Here is a 21,024-nt window from a genome sequence, read left to right as displayed (position 1 = left end):
AGTTCGGCTCTGAAGTCGCCGGCATGACCTGTGGTTCGGCCGCGGGCTTGAAACCTTGCGTTCCGGCCCCGCTCGCGATCAGCCAGTCTGTTCAGATCGCGGGCGAGGACCTGGGTGGCGGGTATGCGGCGCACACATGGTGCTTATAGTTGAGAAGTTTACATTTCGCCCATAAGTAGGGCGCAGGGTTCGGATCTGAGCTGAAAAGCTCATCTTCCCCTACCTCCCTGTTGGACTTCGGCCGAGCTTGTCTCGGCCATTTTTTTGTCCGCACGTCTCGTCAGCGGGGTCTCAGCCCTCGCGGAGCGCCTGGCGCGCCAGCGCGGCGATCATGTCTGTGCGCGTGACGATGCCGACGATGCGTCCGCGCTCCAGCACGGGGATAGCATCAACGTCCCCATCCGCCATCATCGGCAGCAGCGCGGCGACCGTTGAGGCGCGCGTGGCGCGCGGGCCGGCGACATTCATGATGTCTGCGGCGGTCACCGAAGTCTCGCGCCAGAGATCGACGAGGCGCCGGAAGGGGGTAAAAACTCGCGCTTGACAATTCTTACATGTAACATGTTACACATCACGCGAAGATGGTCAGGTGCCTGAGGAGGCAGAGCCTGAGCCTGAGGAGGAAAGATGACCCGCGAAAACTTGTTGCGTGCCCGCCTTGAGCAGGGCCTGTTCTCCGTGGCGCCCGGCGCCGCCGACGCGATGAGTGCCCGGATCGTACAGGCCCAGGGGTTTGACGCGGTCTACATGACCGGGCTCGGGGCGACGGCCATGCGGCTTGGCAAGCCTGACCTCGGCCTGATGACCCAAACCGAGATGGCTGACCATGCCCGCGCTATGGTGCGGGCGGTCGATATCCCGGTGATCGCCGATGCCGATACCGGCTACGGCGGGGCGCTCAACGTGGCCCGCACGGTACGCGAATACCTGCAGGGCGGCGTCGCGGCGATGCACATCGAAGACCAGGTCAGCCCGAAGCGCTGCGGCCAGTTGTCTGGCATCCGCCTCGTGCCGGCCGAAGAGGCGGCGGCCCGGCTCAGTGCCGCCGTCGAGGCACGCGGTTCGGAAGACATCGTCCTGATCGGTCGTACCGACGCGCTGCCGGGGCAGGGGATCGACGAAGCGGTCAGTCGCGCCGCGCGCTACCGTGACACCGGCATCGACATGGTCTTCGTCGACGGGGTCAAGACCCGCGCGGAGGTCGAGCAGATCGCTGCCCGCGTCGAGGGGCCGAAGGTGCTGAGCCTCGTGGATGGCACCGACGCGGCACAACTGACTTTCGACGAGGTGCAGGAAATGGGTTTCTCCGTCGTCATGTACGCGGTCACCGGTCTGTTTGCCGCGGCGCAGGCGACGGCGGACGCGATGGCGCGGCTGAAGTCCGGCGGTCGGCCCGGCGGCGGCGCGGCGCTCAGCTACGCGGAGTTCTGCGACGTGGTGGACCTGCAGGCGCATCAGGCCTTTGCCCACCGCCACGGCGAATGAAAGAGGCGACATGACAGCAAGAGTACTTATCACCGGTGCGGGGTCGGGCATCGGCCTCGCCGTGGCGAGGCGGGTCGTGGCCCGCGGCATGCGGGCGACCCTGTGGGATATCTCGGCCCCGGCGCTCGAAGCCGCGCGGGCCGAGCTCGGCGACAGCGTCGAGACCCGGCAGGTGGATGTTTCCGATGCGCAGGCGGTGACCGAGGCCGCCACGTCGCTCGAGGGGGTGACCCACCTCGTCAACAATGCGGGCATCCTCGGGCACCGGATGGATTGGGAAGACCTCGATCCCGCCGAGGTCGCCCGGGTGCTTGCGATCAACGTGACCGGCTTCATGCAGGTCGCCGCGTGCTTCATCGCGGCCCGCAGCCCGCATCCTGCGGCGTCCATGGTCAACATGGCCTCGATTGCCGGAGAGAACGGCGGGGCGCCGGGCTTTGCAAGCTACGGTGCATCGAAGGGGGCGATCATGGCGCTGACCCGCGCAATGGCCCGCGACTTCGCCCCGGAGGTCCGTGTCAACGCCTTGTCTCCGGGCATCATCGACACGCCGATCCAGGACGCGGTGATGGCCGATGCCGCCGCGCGTGCGCGGGCGGCCGAGGGCATCCCCATGCAGCGCATGGGAAGTTCGGACGAGGTGGCGGAGGCGGCGGAATGGCTGCTTTTCGATGCGTCCTACACCACGGGCGAAATCATTCGGATCGCAGGAGGCCGGCGGTGAAACTGATCGACTGTTTCTTCAGGGCACTCGAATGGGTGCTGGTGTTCCTGCTGGCCGGCATGACGATCATGGTCTTTGCCAATGTGGTGCTGCGCTACGGCTTCGGCTCGGGCATCGATGTGAGCGAGGAGCTTTCGCGCTTCTTCTTCGTCTTGTTGATCTTCCTCGGCGCGATCGTGGCGATGCGGCACAACATGCACATGGGCTTCGACCTCGTGATCACGACCGTGAGCGCGCGGGTGCGCCGGGTCCTTCTGACCGTCGCCAATGGCGCGGTGCTGGGGGTCTGCATCCTGATCCTAGTGGGCACGCTGCAGCAGTTCCATGTCAACGCGACGAATATCGCCCCGGTCACCCGTATGCCGATGATCTGGGTGTTTGGCGTGCTGATCCCGATGTCCTCGCTCGTGGGGCTGATGGCCGGACTGCGAATGCTCGGATACGCCACGGGCCGCCTGACCGAAGCCCCCGGACATCCCACCGCGGCTGAAAGCGAGATCGAGGTGCACAAATGACCCTTGTCCTGTTCATCCTGACGCTCGGCGTCAGCCTCGTCATCGGCGTGCCCGTCGCCTTCGCGCTGATCATCTGCGCGGCGGCCATGGGGCTGCACATGGACCTCTTCGATCCGCAGATCATCTCGCAGCGGATGGTGGTGGGGGCCAACAACTTCTCGCTGCTGGCGATCCCGTTCTTCCTGCTGGCGGGCGAGCTGATGAACGCGGGCGGCATGTCCCGTCGGATCATCGGCTTCGCCATGGCCTTCGTCGGTCACGTGCGCGGCGGTCTTGGCGTGGTGGCGATCTTTGCCGCGATCATCCTCGCCTCGCTTTCGGGCTCGGCCGCGGCGGACAGCGCGGCGCTGATCGCCATCATGCTGCCGATGATGAAACAGTCGGGCCATGACGAGGCACGCTCGGTCGGGCTCATGGCCTCGGGCGGCGTGATTGCCCCGATCATTCCGCCGTCTATCGCCTACATCATCTTCGCCGTGGCGACCAATCTGTCGATTACCCAGCTGTTCATGGCCGGCATCGTGCCCGGCGTGATGATGGGGCTCGGCGCGATCATCGCCTGGCTGATCGTGGCGCGCCGCGACAACGTGCAGCCGCAGCCGCGTCAGGGCTGGGGGGTGCGCCTCAGGGAGACCCGCAAGGCGTTGTGGTCGCTGGGCATGCCGGTGATCATCCTCGGCGGCATCCGCTTTGGCGTGGTCACCCCGACCGAGGCCGCGGTGATCGCCGCGATGTACGCGATCTTTGTCGGAATGGTCGTGCACCGCGAGCTCAAGTTCAAGGACCTGTTCGGCGTGTTCCGGGATGCGGCGCTGACCACTTCGGTGGTGATGATGCTGGCCGCCGCGGCACTGGCGACCGCGTGGTTCATCACAATCGCCGACCTGTCGGGCATCGTTCTGGACCTCGTCGGCCCGCTGGTGGACAGCCCGACGCTGCTGCTGATCGTCATCATGGCGCTGGTGCTGATGATCGGCACGATGCTGGACATGGGGCCGACCATCCTGATCCTCGCCCCGGTGCTCCTGCCCGTGGTCGAGGAGGCCGGCATCGACCCGATCTACTTTGGCGTGCTCTTCGTCATCAATTGCGCCATCGGCCTTGTCACGCCACCCGTCGGCATCGTGCTGAGCGTCTCGGCGGGCGTTTCCGGCGTGCCGCTGCACAAGGTGGCCAAGGGCGCCGCCCCCTTCCTGATCGCGCAGATCACCGTGCTGGTGCTGCTCGTCCTGTTCCCGCAACTCGTGCTGGCGCCGCTGAACTGGCTGCGCTGACCGACCCCGCTTCACTTAGGAGGAGACCTACCATGAAGTTCAAGTTCAAGACCCTCGCGGCCGTCGTTCTCACGGCGACTGCCTTGACCAGCCCGGCGCTGGCGGCGGATTTCGGCCGCCACACTTTCAAAGTGTCGAACGGCGCCTCCAAGGATCACCCCGTGGCCGCCGGCGTCGATGCCATGTCCGAATGCCTCGCCGATGGCTCGGACGGCTCGATGAAGCTGCGCGGCTTCTACTCCGGCCAGCTCGGCGATGACGCCGAGGCGACGCAGTCGGTGCGTTCGGGCTCGATCGAGATGGTGGTGACCGGCGCCGCCGCGATCGCCGGCATCGAGCCTGCAATGGGCGTGTTCTCGCTTCCCTTCGTCTTTGCCAACGACGAGGAAGTCGATGCCATCATGACCGGCCCCTACTTCGACTATCTGGCCGAGAAGATGCCCGCGCATGACCTCGTGCTGCTGTCGATCTGGGAGAACGGCTTCCGCAATGCGACCAACTCCAAGCGCCCGCTGAACGCGGTGTCGGATTTCGAGGGTCTGAACGTTCGCGTGATGCAGAACCCGATCTTCCTCGACACCTTCCGCCGTCTCGGCGCGAACCCGGTGCCGATGGCCTTCGGCGAGGTCTTCACCGCGCTCGAGACCGGCGCCGTCGACGGGCAGGAGAACCCGCTGCCGCTGATCGAGGCGAGCAAGTTCTACGAGGTGCAGAAGTACCTGACGCTGACCCGTCACGCCTATTCGCCGACGCCGGTCCTGATGTCGCTGCAGTTCTGGGAGGGGCTGAACGCCGACGAACAGGCGCTCGTGTCGTCCTGCGCCGCCGAGGCGCGTGACGCGCAGATCGACCGCTCGCGTGCCGCCGTCGGTGAGGCTGCGGAGCTGCTGACCTCCGAAGGCATGGAGATCAACGAGATGCCTGCCGCCGAGATGGACAAGCTGCGCGAGTTGGTCGGCCCGGTCTACGAAGCGGCCGCCGAGTCGGTCGGTCAAGAGAACCTCGACCGCCTGCTGCAGGAACTCGAGACCGTCCGCGGCGGCTCCTGAATATGTCCGGCCTGCGGGCCGGACATGAGACCGGCGCGGCGTCCTCCCGTGCGCGCGCCGGTCTTCCAGAACTTTCTTCCCCTGTTCCATCGACCGGAGCCTCCATGCCTCTCGACACCGCTTCCTGCCTTGCCGCCCTGGCCGAGGCCTTTCCCGGAGCCGCCCTGTTCACCGGCGATGCCGTGCCCGCGCGGAACCTGCATGACACAAGCTTCCTGCCGGATGTGGCGCCGCTGGCCGTGGTCCGCCCCGACAGCCCCGCAGGCGTCTCCGAGGCGGTCAGGATTTGTGCCGAGCACGGCGTGCCGATGGTGGCGCAGGGCGGGCTGACGGGGCTTGCCGGGGGCGCGCACCCGGTGGCGGGCTGCGTCGCCATCTCGCTCGAGCGGCTGAACGGTGTCGAGGAGATCGACCCCGCCGCCGCGACGATGACCGTGCGCGCCGGCACGCCGCTCGAGGTGATCCAGAAGGCGGCGGACGAGGCCGGGTTCTTCATCCCGCTCGACCTCGGCGCGCGAGGGTCGTGCCAGATCGGCGGCAACATCGGTACCAACGCCGGCGGCAACCGGGTGATCCGCTACGGCATGACGCGCGAGATGGTGCTCGGGCTCGAATATGCGCTGCCGGACGGCACATTGATCGACGGCCTCAACAAGATGCTGAAGAACAACGCCGGCTACGACCTGAAGCAGCTGTTCATCGGCTCCGAGGGCACGCTGGGCATCGTCACCCGCGCGGTGCTGCGCATGCATCCGAAGCCGGGTTGCGTCAATGCGGCCCTCTGCGGATTGTCCTCTTACGACGACGTGCTGAAGCTTCTGGCTGCGGCCCGGCTTGGTCTGGGCCCGATGCTTTCTGCCTTCGAGGTGATGTGGCCGGACTACTGGCAGGTCGTCACCGAGGAGGTCGGGGCGCGCAGCCCGCTCGGGGGCACGCACGAGATGTATGTGCTGCTTGAGGCGCAAGGTCTCGACGAGGCCATCGACGGGCCGCGTTTCATGTCCTGGATCGAAGGAGTCTTCGAGGAGGGGATCATCGCGGATGCGGCCATCTCGCAGAGCCTTGGCGACGTGCAGTCCTTCTGGGACGTGCGCGACGCCTGCGCCGAGTTCCAGACGGTGCTGGGGCCGCATTGCGCCTTTGACATCGGTCTGCCGCAGACCAAGATGAACGAATTTGCCGATGCCTGCCGGGCGCGGCTGAAAGAGGACATGCCCGAGGCGTTGTCGGTCTACTACGGCCATATCGGCGACGGCAACCTGCACATCGTCGCGCTTGACCGCGCGCAGGCGCAGCCGCCGATGAAACGCATCAGCGCGATCGTCTACGACACCGTGCGCGATTTCGGCGGTACGATCTCTGCGGAACACGGCATCGGCCTGTTGAAAAAGCCCTATCTCTCCTACACCCGGTCCGAGAAGGAACTGGCGCTGATGGCCCGCATCAAGGCCGCGCTGGACCCGCAGGGGCTGCTTAATCCGGGCAAGGTCTTCGACACGCCCGCAAACGGAAAGTCCGACACATGAACGCTCTGAAATCCCGCTTGCAGAAAGGCGAGTTCGTCGCCGCCGCCTGGGCCGAACTGGGCCATCCCGACATTGCCGAGATCTTCGTGCGCCACGGCTGGCCGGTGGTGCTGATCGACGGCGAACACGGTATCGGCAACCTCGAGACCTGGGTTGCCGTGGCCCGGGCCGTCGAGGCCGCGGGCGGCGAGGTGATCCTGCGCGTTCCGGACGGGTCGGACACCACGCTCAAGAAGGTGCTCGACCGCGGTTTCCGCTCGATCGTCGTGCCCATGGTGAACAGCGTCGAGCAGGCGCGCGACATCGCCGCCTCGTGCCGCTACCCGGTGCGCGGCAGCGGCGGGGTGGGGCGCGGCTACGCGGCACCCATCGTGCGCGGCTCGGACTATGGCACGCGCCCGGATTACGCGGTGCGCTCGGCAAACGAGGACGTGCTGCTGTTCGTGCAATGCGAGACCCGCGAGAGCATCGATGCGCTGCCCGGTATCTGCGCGGTGGAGGGTGTGGACGGGATCTTCCTCGGCCCCAACGACCTGGCAGCGACGCTGGGCCACATGGAGCAGATGGAACATCCGACCCCGCAGGCGGCCTTTGCCGAGGTCGAACAGGCGGTGACCGAGGCCGGCGGGCTATTGGCGACCGTCTGCGGCGGCGGGCGGGACTGGGCCGACCTGCGCGCACGCGGGTTCACCCTCGTGGCCGGCGTCAACGACGTGTCGTTCCTCATCGGCGCCGCGCGCGACGCTGCAGCAGCCCGCGACGCACAGCTGGCAGACCTCGCGTAAGGCTGGATTTCCTGACATTGCCCCACGTGCTAAGACGTCGGGGTTGCGCCGGCGGGCGCCCGAGAACAAGGCGAGCCGAATGAGCGTGAACCGGAAGATGCAGATCGAACAACCGAAGACGCTGACCGAGATCGTCGTCGAACGGCTGCGCGAAGCGATCATCGATGGCCACTACAAGTTCGGCGAGAACATCTCAGAGGACAAGCTGGCCACCGCCTTCGGGGTCAGCAGATCGCCGGTGCGCGACGCGCTCAACGCGCTTCAGTTCACCGGTCTGGTCACCATCAAGCCGAAGCGCGGCAGTTTCGTCTTTCAGCCCACGGCGGCCGATGTGGCCGAGATTTGCGACTATCGGCTCATGCTGGAGCGCGAGGCGCTCCGGCTGTCGATGGCGGCCGACCGCGAGGGGTTCCTCGCGGCGCTGTCTGACACGGTGGAGCGGATGCGCGAGCGGATGCAGGCGGGCGACGAGATCGGATACGTGCGTATCGACACCGAGTTCCACAATTTGTTCTTCGACTTCTGTGGCAACAGCCTCGTGCAGAACGCCTTCGATCTGGTCGAAGCGCGCATCGCGACCATTCGAACCGCGTTGAACGCAAGGTTCAAACAGCGGCGCGAGGACAGCTTCGACCAGCACGTTGCGATTGTCGAGGGCTTGCGAAAGGGCGACTGGGAGCAGGTGGACGAGGTACTGCGCAAACACATTACCTCGATCCGATCTGATGCAATCGATGAGCTGTCGAGGGTGTGAGCATCCCTTTCGCCAAGTTTGCTCTTTTCAGGTCTCGCGAGGTTTCTCTTCTTTTCTCCTTCTGCGGGGGTCGCGCTTCTGCTGACCCCATAGACAGGTAAAGGCTTCTCCGGGCACCGAAGTCTCGTACAGATTGGCGCTTATACGATCCAGCCACGGGACCGGTGGCGGGCGGGCGAAGACTTGCATGCTGGCTCGAGAACGGATGCCGCAACAGCTGAGATTTCCAGCGTAACCCGGCCGTGGTTGCGGTGAAGGGTGCGCTGTGCGGCGGCGGCCCTTTCGGTTTGCCGCAGCTTTCGGCACTCCGACGGTGGATGCCAAATGAATACGCAGAAGCGTTGGGCTTGAATGTTTCTGCTGTTGTCAGGGAGCCCTTTCCTGCCTTTAGTGGAAGGGCAAAATAACAACAAACGATGAGAAAACCTATGAAGACCTTCGATGCGGGTGTCGCGCCCGTCCTGTCGGTGCGGGAGCTATCCGTCGCACTACCGGGAAATCACGACCGTCCTTTCGCCGTGCAGGATATCAGCTTCGACCTGATGCCGGGCGAAATCCTCTGCATCATCGGCGAATCCGGCTCGGGAAAGTCGGTGACGGCCAACACCATCATGGGGCTGCTTCCCGACGTGATGTCGGTCTCCTCCGGCAGTATCAACTTCAAGGGCCGGGCGTTGCTGTCGCTTCCGGAATCCGAGTTGCGCAAGCTGCGTGGCCGGGCGGTGTCGATCATTTTCCAGGATCCGCTCTCGGCGCTGAACCCGCTGATGACCATCGGCGATCAGATCCGCGAAGTGCTCGACGCGCATGCCGTCGGGGCCCCGGAGAGCCGCGCCGGCCGCGTCGTCGAGATGCTGACCGAGGTGGGGCTGCCCGATCCGGCGCTGATCCAGCATCAGTACCCCTTCCGGCTTTCCGGCGGCCAGCGGCAGCGGGTGATGATCGCTATGGCGCTGGCGCTCGATCCCGATGTTCTGATCGCCGATGAGCCGACCACCGCGCTGGATGTGACCACGCAGGCGCAGATCCTTGAACTGATCAGCCGTATTCAGCAACGCAAGGGCATGTCGGTGATGTTCATCACCCATGATTTCGGCGTCGTGGCCGAGATCGCGGATCAGGTCATCGTCATGGAAAAGGGGCTGCTGGTGGAGCAGGGCGATGCGCGGGCGGTGCTCGATGCGCCGCAGCATCCCTATACCCGCAAGCTCATCGCGGCAGTGCCGAAGATGCGCGAGGCGGACCGCCAGCGCGAGACCAAGCGCCCCGTGGCGCTGGAGGTCAGGGGGCTGCACAAGACCTATCGCACCCGCAGCGGCTTTCTTGGCCGGATGCGCGAGGTCAAGGCCGTCGATGACATCAGCTTCACCCTGCACAAGGGTGAAACCATCGGCATTGTCGGCGAGTCTGGCTCAGGCAAATCCTCGATGGGCAAGGTGCTGATGAAACTGATCTCTGCCGACAGCGGCGAGATCCGCTTTCTGGGGGAGAACACGCTGGCGCTGGACGAAGAGAACTTCCGCGCGCTGCGTCCGCGGATCCAGATGATCTTTCAGGATCCCTATGCCTCGCTCAATCCGCGCTTCACCATCGGGCAGGCGATGACTGTGGGGCCGATTTCACACAGCCTGCTGACCCGGCACGATGCCCGGCGCAAGGCCGAAGACCTGCTCGAACAGGTAGGGCTGGAACCGTCGGCCTTTGACCGCTACCCGCATGAGTTCTCCGGCGGACAGCGCCAGCGCGTGGGCATCGCCCGGGCGCTGATGTTCGACCCAGAGGTGATCGTGGCGGATGAAGCAGTCTCTGCGCTCGACGTGTCGATCCAAGCGCAGGTGCTGGAACTGCTCGACAGGATTCGACGCGAACGCAAGCTGGCGATGATCTTCATCACCCACGATCTGCGCGTCGCCAGCCAGATCAGCGACGAGATCCTCGTAATGCACCGCGGCAAGATGGTGGAATACGGTCCGCCGTCGCAGATCTTCCACGCGCCGCAGCATGTCTACACCCGCTCGCTGGTCGATGCGATTCCCGGTGCTGCCGCCGCCTGACCGTGCCAACGTGCTGAGTTCTCAAGGGGGGCGGCATCTGTCGCCCCTTTTCTTTTCAGACATGCTCCGGCGTCCGAGTCGCATAGATTGCGCGGGCCTAGCCGGCGTGCGGCAGGGCCTCGGCACCCCCGCGTTGCCTAAATTTCGTATCGAAAGTCGCAGGCTGAGTGCGCTAATTTTGCGCAGTGATTGCTTTTCACAACTAACTAATTGTGAATCACAACTTTTTGCTTGCCTCAGTGGCAACTGTTCGAGTGTCATGAAAGAAATATGACACGGACAGGTTTTTTTGCTCCCATGACTTTCCCCGGCGCACCGCATGACGATCCGATAGTCGAAATCTGCGGCCTCAAGATTGACGTCCTCGAAGGAGCCTTCAGCTGGTATATCCGTTCGATGGACGCGGTTGTCTCGCGCGATCTCGACAGGCGGATGGCGCACCTCGAGATCGCCAAAGGCAAAGGCAAGATCACCACGCTGCTGCTGGTCGATGACTACCCCGGCATCCGCCCGTCGCAGATCGCCGAGGTGCTGATGCGCGACCGTCCGGCAACCGGGCGGATAATCGACCGGATGGTCGCCTCCGGTGTGATCCGCCGCGAGGCTGCCTCCGACGATCTGCGGGCCCAGGCCCTGTTTATCACCGAACGCGGTCATGCGCTGTCGCAGGAGGTGCGCGAGATCATTCGCCAGCAGGAGACGGAATTCTTCGACTTCATCGAGCCGGAGGACCGCGAGCAATTCATGCGCATGCTCAAGCGTGCCTATCTGCAGATGAGGGCAAAATGGGACTGAACTCCGAACGGGTGGCGCTGGTGTCCGGTGCCGGCCGTGGGATCGGCGCGGCGGTGGCGAGAACCCTGTTCGATGCAGGCTGGACGGTGTCGCTGGGAATGCGCAGACCGCAAATGCCGGACTGGTCGGCATCGGCACCGGAACGCGTGCATTGCTTCGCCTATGAGGCCGCCGACCCCGGCGCAGCCACTGGTTGGGCAGAGGAGGTGATGGCGCGTTTCGGCAGGATCGATGCCGTCATCGCCAATGCCGGGGTGATGGTGCCGGAAACGGCCGTCGAGATCAGCGACGCCGAGATGGCGCAGCTTCTCGAGATCAACGTCCAGGCCCCCCGGCGGCTCGCCGCATCCTGCTGGGAGCCGCTGGCGGCTTCGGGGCGGGGCAGGGTGGTGCTGCTCGGGTCGCTCTCGGGCAAGCGGGTGAAATCGCCCGGCTCGGGGTCCTACGCCGTTTCGAAGTTCGCCGTCGTGGGGCTCGCGCATGCCTTGAGGCATGCCGGGTTCGATCGTGGGATCCGGGCCGTCGCGGTCTGTCCCGGTTTTGTTGCCACCGACATGGCGGCGGGGATCACCGACCGCCCCGCGGAAACGATGACCCAGCCCGAAGACCTGGCCCGGGTGATCAACTTGCTGATCGACCTGCCCAACGAGGCCAGCGTGGCCGAATTCTGCGTGAACTGCCAACTCGAGGAGTCCTACTGAAATGCCCGGTCCTTTTGTCGTTCCGTTCCATGGTGATGCCGAGCTGCCGGAAAAGGTGGATGTTGTCGTGATCGGCGGGGGCATCATCGGTGCGTCCACGGCCTTCGAGCTGGCCGACCGGGGCATGAAGGTTGCGCTCTGCGAAAAGGGCGGGATCGGGCACGAGCAGTCGAGCCGCAACTGGGGCTGGGTGCGCATCACTCGGCGCGATCCGCGAGAGATCCCGCTGATGGCGGAAGCGCTGCGCATCTGGCCGACCCTGGCCGAGCGGACCGGACGCGACCTTGGCTACACCCGCAGCGGCATCGCTTTTGCCTGCGCCACGGACAAGGAATACGCCCAGCACGAGAAGTGGCTCGACAACCTGCGGGACTACCAGGTCGAGAGCCGCATGGTGACGGCATCGGAACTCGAAACGCTGTTTCCGGAGTCACGGCTGGGCGTGAAGGGCGCGCTTTACACCGCCGCTGACGGCAGGGCCGAGCCGCAGCGCGCGGCTCCCGCAATCGCCGAGGCCGCCCGTGACCGCGGCGCGCATGTGCTGACCGAATGCGCGGTGCGGGGGATCGAGACCAAGGCCGGGCAGGTCTGCGGCGTGGTGACCGAACGCGGCACGATCGCCTGCGAGCAGGTGGTGCTTGCCGGGGGTGCTTGGTCGAGCCTGTTCGCCCGGAACACCGGGCTGCGCCTGCCGCAGCTGAAGGTGAAGAACTCGGTGATCCGAACGAAGCCGCTCGAGGGCGGTCCCGAGAGCGCCCTCTGGACCGAAGGCTTCTCGATCCGCAAGCGCCAGGATGGTGGCTATACGATCGCCGACGGGTTCCGGAACATCGTCGATATCGTGCCGGACAGCTTCCGCTACATGCGCGACTTCCTCCCCGCGCTCGGCGCCGAATGGAAATCGCTGCTCCTGCGCTTCGGTGGCCGCTTCTACGACGAGGCCCGGATTCCGAACCGCTGGTCGCTGGATGAGGCGAGCCCCTTCGAATACTGCCGCGTGCTTGATCCGAAACCCGCCTTCTCGCTGCAGGACAAGGCGCTCGACGCCCTGCGCAAGGCCTACCCGGTTTTCGAAAAGGCAGAGATCGCGCAACGCTGGGCAGGTGCTATCGACGTCACGCCCGACGCGATCCCGGTGATCTCGCCCGTCGACACGATCCCGGGCTTCTTCATCGCCACGGGGTTCTCCGGACATGGCTTCGGCATCGGTCCCGCCGCCGGTCGCCTGACAGCTGACTTGGTTTCCGGCCGTGCGCCGGTCGTCGACCCCACACCGTTCCGTTTCGGCCGTTTTGCCGATGGCTCGAAGATCGAGATCATCAGCGGCTTCTGATCCGTTCCTGCCCGGCACGCCGGGCAGGGCGCAGTCTGGCGCGTGAATCGCAAGCGCGCGCCGTCCTTCCTCACCCTTGCGAGACAACAGGGAACGACATCATGACAGACAAGAAGAAAACAGGTCATCTCAATCGCCGGGCGGCGCTAACCCTGATGGGGGCAGCGGGTCTGATCGGCCCGTCGATGATCGGCCGCGACCGCGCCTTCGCGGCCAATGCCGACGCGACCGGCCAGCTGGTGCTCGCCTTCTCGCAGGAGCCGACGGTGTTCAATCCGCTCATGCCGCACATCGAGGTAGACGAAGGCCTCTACTACGCGGTCTTCGACACGCTGTTCGACTTCGATCCTGACGGGGAGTTCTTCCCGATCCTCGCCGCCGAAGTGCCCACCGTCGCCAACGGCGGCATTTCCGAGGACGGTCTGAACTGGACGTTGAAGTTGAAGGAGGGCGTCACTTGGCACGACGGTACGCCGTTCACCGCCGAGGACGTGAAATTCTCGCTCGAGCTGACGATGGACCCCGAGTTCCGCTCGTTCCGCTCGACCGGCTACAAGTTCATGCGCAACATCACCGTCGTGTCGGACACCGAGCTGACCTGGGAGATGAGCGAGCCCTTCGCGCCGATGGCGGCGATCCTTGCCTCCACCTACATCATCCCCAAGCACGCCTTCGAGGGCGTCGAGGACAAGAACAGCGCGCCGTTCAACAACGCGCCGATCGGCACGGGACCTTTCAAGTTCAAGAACCGTATGGCCGGGGATCACATCGAGCTTGAGGCCAATGCCGACTATCACATGGACGGCCCGTTCCTGAAGACTCTGATCATCAAATACGTTCCCGATCTCAACGTCATGTACACGCAGTTCAAATCCGGCGACATCGACGTCATCGGCCTGCAGTACATCACGCCTGATCATCTCGCCGAGGCCGAGACGCTGGCAGGCAAGGTGGTGAAGGTTGCCGGCACCGCGACCTTCGAGTCGATCGGTCTGAACATGACCCGTCCGCAGTTCCAGGACCCGGCAGTGCGCAAGGCGCTCTATGCCGCGCTCGACAAGAACTCGATCATCGACGCGCTCTACTACGGCGTGCCGACCCCGACCGAGACCTACATGCCGCAGCAGTCGTATTACTACAACGACAGTCTGCCCAAGCATGAGTTCGACCTCGAGAAAGCCAAGGCGTTGCTCGACGAGGCCGGCTGGGCGCCGGGCTCGGACGGCATCCGCGAAAAGGACGGCGTGCGGCTCGAGTTCACCAACTCGACCACCGCGGGCAACCACCTGCGCGAGCAGGCGCAGCAGTTCGTCCAGCAGACCTTCGCCGAGATCGGCGTGAAGATGGAGATCAAGAACTTCCCGCCCGCCGTCATGTGGGGCGACTACTGGATGAATTCCGAGTTCGACTCGGTGGTCGTTGGTCTCAATACGCTGGCCGGCGCCGACCCCGACACCTCGGACTACTTCATGTCCACGATGTCGCCGACTCTGGGCGGCGCGGGGCAGAACACCTTCGCCTACCAGAACCCCAAGGTCGACGAGCTGCTGCTCAAGGGTGCCTCGAGCTTCGTGCCCGAAGAACGCAAGGCCATCTACGAGGAGATGCAGGCGGTGATCCGCGAGGACCTGCCGTTCCTGCCGGTGTTCCAATACGCGGTCATCAAGGGCTGGAAGGACGACGTGACCGGCCCTGCGCCGAACGTCAACAACCGCATCGACACCTGGAACGTGCGCGACTGGAAGCGCGGCTGAGGCCCGAGGCCTGACGTGGCGCGCGGCGGGGCATCGCCGCGCGCTCCCTCTCTCGATGCCGAGAGCCGCCGCCAGCGGCGCCACGGCTTCAATACTCAACGCACTTAAAGGGCACCCGGCATGCTGCGCTACCTCGCTTCCCGGCTCGGCCAGAGCCTGCTTCTGCTTCTGATCGTCTCGTTCATCGGTTTCGCCGTGCTCAACCTCGCCCCTGGCGGTCCGCTGTCGCAATTCGCGCTGAGCCCGGGAATGACGCAGGAGCAGATCGACAAGATTGCTTCGCAGATGGGTCTCGACCGGCCCTTGCCGGTGCAATATCTCGACTGGTTCTCGCATCTTGTCGTCGGTGACTGGGGCACCTCCTACCGCGACGGGCAGCCGGTGCTGCACGTTATCGGCAGCCATCTCTTCGCCACGCTGCTGCTGATGGGCACCGCGACGGTGATCTCGGTCAGCCTTGGCAGTACTATCGGAATATTCAGTGCGCTGAAGCGGGGCTCCACCTTCGACTACACGATGACGGTGCTGGCGATGATCGCGCTGTCGATCCCGACCTTTTGGTTCGGCCTCATCGCCATCTACGTCTTCTCGCTCAGCCTCGGCTGGCTTCCGGCGGGCAACATGTACACGGTGGGGGACGGATCGGTGCTCGATTACCTGCGGCACCTGATCATGCCTGCCGTTGTGCTGGCGCTGGTGGATGTGGCGATCTGGAGCCGCTACATGCGCACCTCGACCCTCAACGTGATCAACCAGGACTTCGTCCGCACCGCGCGCGCCAAGGGTCTGACCCGCCGCCGGGTGCTGTTCAAGCACGTGGTCGGCAACTCGCTGGTGCCGATGATCACGCTCGCCGGCCTGCAACTTCCCATGGTGCTGGGCGGTGCGCTGGTGACCGAGACCGTCTTCACCTGGCCCGGCATGGGCCGGCTGTTTCTCGATAGCCTCGGCTACTCGGACTACCCGGTGGTGATGGGGCTGCTGATGGCCTCGGCGCTGCTGGTTCTGATCGGCAACCTCGCCGCCGACCTCATCGTCGCGCTGATCGATCCGCGCATCCGACTCGATTGAAGAAAGGGTTCCAATCATGACCGCAGTCACAACCGATCCCGCCGCGCGCCGCCCCTTTCTGAAATCCCGAGCCCTGCGCCGTTTCCTCAACCACAGGCTGGCGCTGATCGGCCTGGTGATGGTGCTGACGCTAACCGCTGCCTGTTTCATCGGCCCGCATCTGCTGCCCTATGACGAGCTCTACATCGACCTGCGCGCGCGCTTTGCGCCGCCGGGCACCGGGGCGCATATCTTCGGCACCGACCCGCTGGGCCGGGACATCGCCGCGCGGCTGTTCCACGCCGGGCAGATCTCGATGGCCGTTGGTTTTGCCGTGATGATCATCGCCACCGGCATCGGGTCGGTCGTGGGGGTGGTGTCGGGCTACTATGGCGGCAAGGTCAGTGCGGTGCTCATGCGGATCGTCGATGCTTTCCTGTCGTTTCCGTCGGTGTTCCTGCTGCTGGCTCTGGCCGCCTTCATCCAGCCCGGTCCGGTGATGATCGCGCTGATCATCTCGGCCACCAGCTGGATGGAAGTGGCGCGTATCGTCGAGGCGGAGGTGAAGTCCCTGCGCAATCAGGACTTCGTGCAGGCGGCGCACATGTTGGGCCTGTCGAAGCGCTGGATCATGTTCCGCGAGCTTCTGCCCAACGCCATCGGCCCGATCATCGTCGCCGCCACGCTGACCGTCGCCCGCGCCATCCTGCTGGAAGCCTACATCAGCTTCCTTGGCTACGGGATCCAGCCGCCGCTGCCGAGCTGGGGCAACATGCTCAACGGCGCGCAGCAGTACCTCGCGTCTGCGCCTTGGCTGGCGATCGTGCCCGGCCTTGCAATCACCATCGCGGTGACCGGCTTCAACTTCATCGGTGACGGGCTGCGCGACGCCTTCGACAGCCGTACGCGGGGGCAATGACATGGCGCGCCGCTTTTCCGAGTTCACCGATACGCTTTGGTACGCCACCGCGCCTGAGGGCCCTGACACCTCGATGCTGCAGGGCGAGGTCTCGGCCGATGTCTGCGTTGTCGGGGCGGGCTATTCGGGGCTGACCACGGCGCTCGAGCTGGCGCGGCAGGGAGTGTCGGTCGTGGTGCTGGAATGCGAGGAGATCGGCTTTGGCGGCTCGGGCCGCAATGCAGGTCATTGCACGCCGACCTTCACCCACTACAGCCTGCCGGAGCTGCGCAAGGTCCTCGGCGCGCCCTGGGCCGAGCGGCTGATCCAGCGCCAGACCCGCGCCAACGACAAGGTCGGCGAGATGGTCCGGCGCTATGGCATCGATTGCGAATGGGAGCAGAACGGCTACGTGCAGGGCGCACTCTTTCCGTCGCATCTTGAGACGTTGCGCGGGCACATGCAGAGCTACAACGCCGTGGGCGCACGCACGCGGATGCTGGACCGCGACGAAGTTCAGGCGGTCACCGGCTCGAGCCGGTTTTACGGCGGCTGGCTGCACGAAGAGGCCGGAGGCCTCAATGCGCTCGGCTATGCGCGCGGATTGGGGCGAGCTGTGCTCTCCGAGGGCGGTCGCATCTTCACCGGCTCCGGTGTGTCTGGCTGTCGGCGCCAGGATGGCGCGTGGCGGGTCGAGACCGCGCAAGGAGCGGTGAAGGCGGAGAAGGTGATCTACACCACCGGCGCCTACACCATCGCTGGCTGGCCGAAGCTCGAAGAGACCTACCGCATCATGCGGGTCTTCGTCGCCGCCACGCAGCCGCTTTCGGAGGAAAGCCAGGCGGCCGTGCTGCCGCAGCGCACCACGATCCAGGACGGGCGCGGCGACATCTACGTCTACAAGTACAACCGCGAGAACCGCATCGTCGCCTCGATGTTCCCCATGGGCGCGCGCGGACGGGACCCGGCCTACACGCGGCAGGTGCTGTCCGAGCGGCTGAAATGGCTGCACCCGGGGCTTCGCGAAAAGCTCAACTGGGACTTCTTCTGGTTCGGCGAGCTCGACATGCAGCGCCGCACGGTGCCGCGGCTCTACGGCCTGGCTCCGGGCGTGGCCGCGATGACCGGCCTGTCCGGGCGGGGGGTACCTACGGGCTCGATGATCGGCGGCATCCTGTCGGACTGGGCGATGGGCGTGCGCGAGCAGGACCTCGACCTGCGCCTCGAACCGCTGAGCAGGCAGCCGCTCTACATGAACGTCGCGCCGCGGGTGGCGCTGCGTGGCTATCGGCTGCGTGACAACCTGCGTGCCCGCCGCCAGAAAGCCCCGCTTCCTCCGCACGCGTGAAACCAAGACCAACGGCATCCGATGCGGTGCCGAAACAAGGAGCAGACCAATGCCTGGACCGAAGCCGGATCCGGTAGAAAACAGCGCGGCGCTGCCAAAGCACGCAGACGTGGTGATTATCGGCGGCGGCATCGCCGGTGTCACCGCCGCCCTTGAACTCGTCGACAAGGGCCTGACCGTGGCGGTCTGCGAAAAGGGCCACATCGCCGGCGAGCAGTCGAGCCGCAACTGGGGATGGGTGCGCCTGACGCATCGCGACACCCGGGAGTTGCCGCTGATGGTGGAGTCGCAGCGCCTCTGGCAGGGCATGGACGCGCGCATCGGGGGCGACACCGGCTACGTCCGCTGCGGGGTCACCTATACCGCGGCTACCGTGGCGGCGCTCGAGGGCGAACGCCAGGCGCTCGAGGAGCTGCAACAGTACCAGATCCCCGCACGGTTGCTCAGCCGCGAGGAGGCGCTCGCGCAGTTCCCCGGCCTGTCGCTCGACATCAAGGGCGCCTTGTACAATCCCTACGACGGCCGGGCCGAACCGCAGAAGGCGGTTCCGGCCATCGCGCGGGCGGTGCAGGCGCGCGGAGGCAGCGTTCACCAAGATTGCGCCGTGCGGGTCGTCGAAACCGCGGCGGGCAGGGTCTCGGGCGTGGTGACGGAAAAGGGACGCATCTCCTGTTCGGCGGTCCTCGTGGCGGGCGGGGTCTGGTCGCGGCTGTTCCTGGGCAACATGGGGATCGAGCTGCCGCAGCTGCGCACCAAGGGCAATGTGCTGCGGACCGATCCGGTCCCGGATGGGCCCGAGGGAACGCTGAAGTTTCGCGAATTCACCATGCGTCGACGTGCAGATGGGGGCTACACAATCGCCTCGGCCATGCCGAGCCCCTACCAGCTGACCCCCGACAGCTTCCGGCTCTTCAAGGATTTTCTGCCTACGCTCAGGAACGAGTGGCGCAACGTGAGCCTCGGCATTGGGCCCGCTTTCTTCGAGGCATTGCGCGCGCCGAGGCGATGGTCTGCGACCGACGAGAGCCCCTTCGAGCGGATGCGTGTTCTCGACCCCGTGCCCGACGAGGCTCGAATAGATCGCGCCCTGGACGTGGTGAAGTCTGCCTATGCCCCGTTCCGCAATGCCACGGTGGCCCAGAAATGGGCCGGCTACATCGATGTCTTGCCCGACATCGTTCCTGTCATCTCGAGCACGGAAGGCGTCCGCAACGGAATCCCCGGACTGTTCGTGTCCTCTGGATTCTCGGGGCATGGTTTCGGTCTGGGGACAGGCGCGGGGCGACTTGCGGCGGACCTCATCACCGGCACGACCCCCGTTGTCGATCCGGAGCCGTTCAGGCTGCACCGGTTCAGCGACGGGTCGAAGATCCGGGCCAAGGAGGGCGTGATCCAGCGGTGACGTAAATTGTGCGGAGGGTGAGCGAAGTGCAGGTGGCAGACGTTCCAGCGTTTGGTTTATGCCTTCCTGCCGGTGTTGGACTCGGATTGGCGAGTATAGATTTCCACCGGCTTTGATGATGTGACCGCCCCCCGACGGCATCTGTGTGCCAAGGTGGGTCTGCGATGATCCATAAAGGAGGACGGTCATGTCGGAAATTATCACGGTCGGGCTCGATCTTGCGAAGAATGTCTTTCAGGTTCATGGAGCCGACGCCGCGGGCCGGGCGGTGCTGCGCAAGAAGCTGAGAAGAGACCAAGTCGCGGCATTCTTCGGACAGCTGCCGGCCTGCGTTGTCGCGATGGAAGCCTGTGGCGGTGCGCATTTCAGGGGCCGGGAGATCGGCAAACTTGGCCATGATGTAAGGCTCATCCCACCGGCCTATGTGAAGCCTTTCGTCAAACGCCAAAAAAACGATGCGGCTGATGCCGAGGCGATCTGCGAAGCGGCGCAGCGCCCGACGATGCGCTTTGTGCCGGTGAAGAGCGAGGAGACACAGGGCGCTGCAATGGTCTTTCGCATCCGCGAGTTGCGGATCCGGCAGAGAACCCAGGCTATCAATGCCCTGCGCGGGCATCTGGGTGAGTTTGGAAAGATCGTGCCGCAGGGCGCGGCTAACGTGTCGAAGCTGATTGCTATTGTGGAAGACCCGGACAGCGGTCTGCCTGCCGACGCCATCCCCACGCTCAAGGTGCTGGTGGCGTCCCTCGCCCATCTCGAAGCAGAGCTCGGCAAGCTCGATGCCGAGATCGCCCGGCGCGCCAAGGAGAATGAGGTAGCGCGGCGACTAATGACAGTCCCGGGGATAGGTCCTCTGATTGCCACCGCCATAGCGGTTCTGGCTCCGCCCCCCGAGACGTTCTGCAAGGCCCGCGACTTCGCCGCTTGGCTGGGTCTGACACCCCGCCAGCATTCCACCGGAGGCAAACAGCGCCTCGGGGCCACGACAAAGATGGGTGAACGCTCCTTGAGGCGGCTGCTGATCATCGGCGCGAACAGCGTCATCATCAAACGGCATGTCCATGCCTCAGCACAGCCGGGGACTTGGCTGGGTGGAATGCTGACGCGCAAGCCACCAATGCTGGTGCGCGTGGCGCTGGCGAACAAGATGGCGCGGATAGTCTGGGCTCTGATGGCCCGGGGTGGCGTCTACAAGGCTCCGGCTACGGCGGCGTAAGCCGTCCGTCAGTCGCGAGGACGTCGGCGCGTGACAGGGCAAGGAGCAGCTTGGCGCAATAGTCGTGAGACGGGATCGGAAGAACCAGGGTGCAACAGAGTGCCTCCGAGCACGCGGCTTTGATCTGGATCCGATCTTCGAACACCATGCGGGCCCGCGGCAGGACGATGGCCGCAACTGAGGCCGGATACATGTCAGCACCCGGTGCCGCGCCAAAATTGCTTCACAAGCCCTCTTGCGCATGGGGCGGTTATACATGTTTGCACCATTGGCCACATGACCGAGGCGGCAGCCAACTTTACTGCAAGGCTAGCAGGACGATGGGACCCAATAGTCAGGCTTCTACGACCTCCAGGGGGCT

At 65.1% G+C, this 21,024-nt stretch carries 19 protein-coding genes; 18 read left to right on the top strand and 1 reads right to left on the bottom strand.

Features of this window, described 5'->3' with window-relative positions; all coding sequences use genetic code 11:
• Positions 1-291 precede the first annotated feature (291 nt).
• On the bottom strand, positions 292-486 hold the full coding sequence (locus ACXAJT_RS14770; RefSeq protein WP_475236420.1) for a CBS domain-containing protein: 195 nt from the start codon (positions 484-486) through the stop codon (positions 292-294).
• Between the two features lie 141 nt (positions 487-627).
• On the opposite strand from ACXAJT_RS14770, the gene ACXAJT_RS14765 reads away from it, so the two are divergent.
• From ACXAJT_RS14765 to ACXAJT_RS14680, 18 genes are all read left to right on the top strand, one after another.
• Positions 628-1,485, top strand: coding sequence for an isocitrate lyase/PEP mutase family protein (locus ACXAJT_RS14765; RefSeq protein WP_475236418.1), 858 nt, complete (start codon positions 628-630; stop codon positions 1,483-1,485).
• A gap of 10 nt (positions 1,486-1,495) precedes the next feature.
• Positions 1,496-2,209 (top strand): SDR family NAD(P)-dependent oxidoreductase, encoded by a 714-nt coding sequence (locus ACXAJT_RS14760; RefSeq protein WP_475236416.1) that lies wholly within the window; start codon positions 1,496-1,498, stop codon positions 2,207-2,209.
• Complete coding sequence (locus ACXAJT_RS14755) at positions 2,206-2,724, top strand: TRAP transporter small permease (RefSeq protein ID WP_475236415.1); 519 nt, start codon at positions 2,206-2,208, stop codon at positions 2,722-2,724. The genes ACXAJT_RS14760 and ACXAJT_RS14755 overlap by 4 nt, the downstream gene beginning before the upstream one ends.
• The gene (locus tag ACXAJT_RS14750; RefSeq protein WP_475236412.1) at positions 2,721-3,998 is read left to right on the top strand and encodes a TRAP transporter large permease; all 1,278 of its coding nucleotides are present in this window, start codon (positions 2,721-2,723) and stop codon (positions 3,996-3,998) included. The genes ACXAJT_RS14755 and ACXAJT_RS14750 overlap by 4 nt, the downstream gene beginning before the upstream one ends.
• Positions 3,999-4,030: 32 nt before the next feature.
• Positions 4,031-5,047, top strand: coding sequence for a TRAP transporter substrate-binding protein (locus ACXAJT_RS14745; protein ID WP_475236409.1), 1,017 nt, complete (start codon positions 4,031-4,033; stop codon positions 5,045-5,047).
• Between the two features lie 104 nt (positions 5,048-5,151).
• Entirely contained in the window at positions 5,152-6,573 is a 1,422-nt protein-coding gene (locus ACXAJT_RS14740) for an FAD-binding oxidoreductase (RefSeq protein WP_226628952.1), read from the top strand.
• Positions 6,570-7,358: an HpcH/HpaI aldolase family protein gene (locus tag ACXAJT_RS14735; protein ID WP_475236406.1), complete on the top strand. Its 789-nt coding sequence runs from the start codon at positions 6,570-6,572 to the stop codon at positions 7,356-7,358. Before ACXAJT_RS14740 ends, ACXAJT_RS14735 begins: the two co-directional genes overlap by 4 nt.
• A 79-nt stretch (positions 7,359-7,437) precedes the next feature.
• A complete protein-coding gene (locus tag ACXAJT_RS14730; RefSeq protein ID WP_226628954.1) occupies positions 7,438-8,112 on the top strand; it encodes a GntR family transcriptional regulator in 675 nt (224 codons plus the stop codon).
• 428 nt (positions 8,113-8,540) lie between these two features.
• On the top strand, positions 8,541-10,166 hold the full coding sequence (locus tag ACXAJT_RS14725; RefSeq protein ID WP_475236403.1) for an ABC transporter ATP-binding protein: 1,626 nt from the start codon (positions 8,541-8,543) through the stop codon (positions 10,164-10,166).
• A 297-nt stretch (positions 10,167-10,463) separates the two neighbouring features.
• Complete coding sequence (locus ACXAJT_RS14720; RefSeq protein ID WP_475236402.1) at positions 10,464-10,961, top strand: MarR family winged helix-turn-helix transcriptional regulator; 498 nt, start codon at positions 10,464-10,466, stop codon at positions 10,959-10,961.
• Entirely contained in the window at positions 10,952-11,662 is a 711-nt protein-coding gene (locus tag ACXAJT_RS14715; protein WP_475236400.1) for an SDR family NAD(P)-dependent oxidoreductase, read from the top strand. Before ACXAJT_RS14720 ends, ACXAJT_RS14715 begins: the two co-directional genes overlap by 10 nt.
• A gap of 1 nt (position 11,663) precedes the next feature.
• Positions 11,664-12,995, top strand: coding sequence for an NAD(P)/FAD-dependent oxidoreductase (locus tag ACXAJT_RS14710; RefSeq protein ID WP_475236398.1), 1,332 nt, complete (start codon positions 11,664-11,666; stop codon positions 12,993-12,995).
• 101 nt (positions 12,996-13,096) lie between these two features.
• Complete coding sequence (locus ACXAJT_RS14705) at positions 13,097-14,749, top strand: peptide ABC transporter substrate-binding protein (RefSeq protein WP_475236396.1); 1,653 nt, start codon at positions 13,097-13,099, stop codon at positions 14,747-14,749.
• Positions 14,750-14,869: 120 nt separating this feature from the next.
• Positions 14,870-15,820 (top strand): ABC transporter permease, encoded by a 951-nt coding sequence (locus ACXAJT_RS14700; RefSeq protein ID WP_475236394.1) that lies wholly within the window; start codon positions 14,870-14,872, stop codon positions 15,818-15,820.
• 16 nt (positions 15,821-15,836) lie between these two features.
• A complete protein-coding gene (locus ACXAJT_RS14695) occupies positions 15,837-16,718 on the top strand; it encodes an ABC transporter permease (protein WP_475236392.1) in 882 nt (293 codons plus the stop codon).
• A 1-nt stretch (position 16,719) separates the two neighbouring features.
• Positions 16,720-18,045: an NAD(P)/FAD-dependent oxidoreductase gene (locus ACXAJT_RS14690; protein ID WP_475236390.1), complete on the top strand. Its 1,326-nt coding sequence runs from the start codon at positions 16,720-16,722 to the stop codon at positions 18,043-18,045.
• Positions 18,046-18,094: 49 nt separating this feature from the next.
• Entirely contained in the window at positions 18,095-19,447 is a 1,353-nt protein-coding gene (locus ACXAJT_RS14685) for an NAD(P)/FAD-dependent oxidoreductase (RefSeq protein ID WP_475236388.1), read from the top strand.
• A gap of 187 nt (positions 19,448-19,634) precedes the next feature.
• The gene (locus ACXAJT_RS14680) at positions 19,635-20,663 is read left to right on the top strand and encodes an IS110 family RNA-guided transposase (protein WP_475236386.1); all 1,029 of its coding nucleotides are present in this window, start codon (positions 19,635-19,637) and stop codon (positions 20,661-20,663) included.
• Positions 20,664-21,024: the final 361 nt, after the last annotated feature.

The organism is Salipiger sp. ABF4_146, from assembly GCF_056161345.1.
Note: the sequence above shows the minus strand (reverse complement) of the source record. Positions and strands in the feature narration are given on the sequence as shown.

Excerpts from the sequence above, each read along its gene's own strand:
- ACXAJT_RS14765 (WP_475236418.1), top strand. The coding sequence starts at position 628 with ATGACCCGCGAAAACTTGTTGCGTGCCCGCCTTGAGCAGGGCCTGTTC.
- ACXAJT_RS14760 (WP_475236416.1), top strand. The coding sequence starts at position 1,496 with ATGACAGCAAGAGTACTTATCACCGGTGCGGGGTCGGGCATCGGCCTC.
- ACXAJT_RS14750 (WP_475236412.1), top strand. The coding sequence starts at position 2,721 with ATGACCCTTGTCCTGTTCATCCTGACGCTCGGCGTCAGCCTCGTCATC.
- ACXAJT_RS14745 (WP_475236409.1), top strand. The coding sequence starts at position 4,031 with ATGAAGTTCAAGTTCAAGACCCTCGCGGCCGTCGTTCTCACGGCGACT.
- ACXAJT_RS14740 (WP_226628952.1), top strand. The coding sequence starts at position 5,152 with ATGCCTCTCGACACCGCTTCCTGCCTTGCCGCCCTGGCCGAGGCCTTT.
- ACXAJT_RS14735 (WP_475236406.1), top strand. The coding sequence starts at position 6,570 with ATGAACGCTCTGAAATCCCGCTTGCAGAAAGGCGAGTTCGTCGCCGCC.
- ACXAJT_RS14730 (WP_226628954.1), top strand. The coding sequence starts at position 7,438 with ATGAGCGTGAACCGGAAGATGCAGATCGAACAACCGAAGACGCTGACC.
- ACXAJT_RS14725 (WP_475236403.1), top strand. The coding sequence starts at position 8,541 with ATGAAGACCTTCGATGCGGGTGTCGCGCCCGTCCTGTCGGTGCGGGAG.
- ACXAJT_RS14720 (WP_475236402.1), top strand. The coding sequence starts at position 10,464 with ATGACTTTCCCCGGCGCACCGCATGACGATCCGATAGTCGAAATCTGC.
- ACXAJT_RS14715 (WP_475236400.1), top strand. The coding sequence starts at position 10,952 with ATGGGACTGAACTCCGAACGGGTGGCGCTGGTGTCCGGTGCCGGCCGT.
- ACXAJT_RS14710 (WP_475236398.1), top strand. The coding sequence starts at position 11,664 with ATGCCCGGTCCTTTTGTCGTTCCGTTCCATGGTGATGCCGAGCTGCCG.
- ACXAJT_RS14705 (WP_475236396.1), top strand. The coding sequence starts at position 13,097 with ATGACAGACAAGAAGAAAACAGGTCATCTCAATCGCCGGGCGGCGCTA.
- ACXAJT_RS14700 (WP_475236394.1), top strand. The coding sequence starts at position 14,870 with ATGCTGCGCTACCTCGCTTCCCGGCTCGGCCAGAGCCTGCTTCTGCTT.
- ACXAJT_RS14695 (WP_475236392.1), top strand. The coding sequence starts at position 15,837 with ATGACCGCAGTCACAACCGATCCCGCCGCGCGCCGCCCCTTTCTGAAA.
- ACXAJT_RS14690 (WP_475236390.1), top strand. The coding sequence starts at position 16,720 with ATGGCGCGCCGCTTTTCCGAGTTCACCGATACGCTTTGGTACGCCACC.
- ACXAJT_RS14685 (WP_475236388.1), top strand. The coding sequence starts at position 18,095 with ATGCCTGGACCGAAGCCGGATCCGGTAGAAAACAGCGCGGCGCTGCCA.
- ACXAJT_RS14680 (WP_475236386.1), top strand. The coding sequence starts at position 19,635 with ATGTCGGAAATTATCACGGTCGGGCTCGATCTTGCGAAGAATGTCTTT.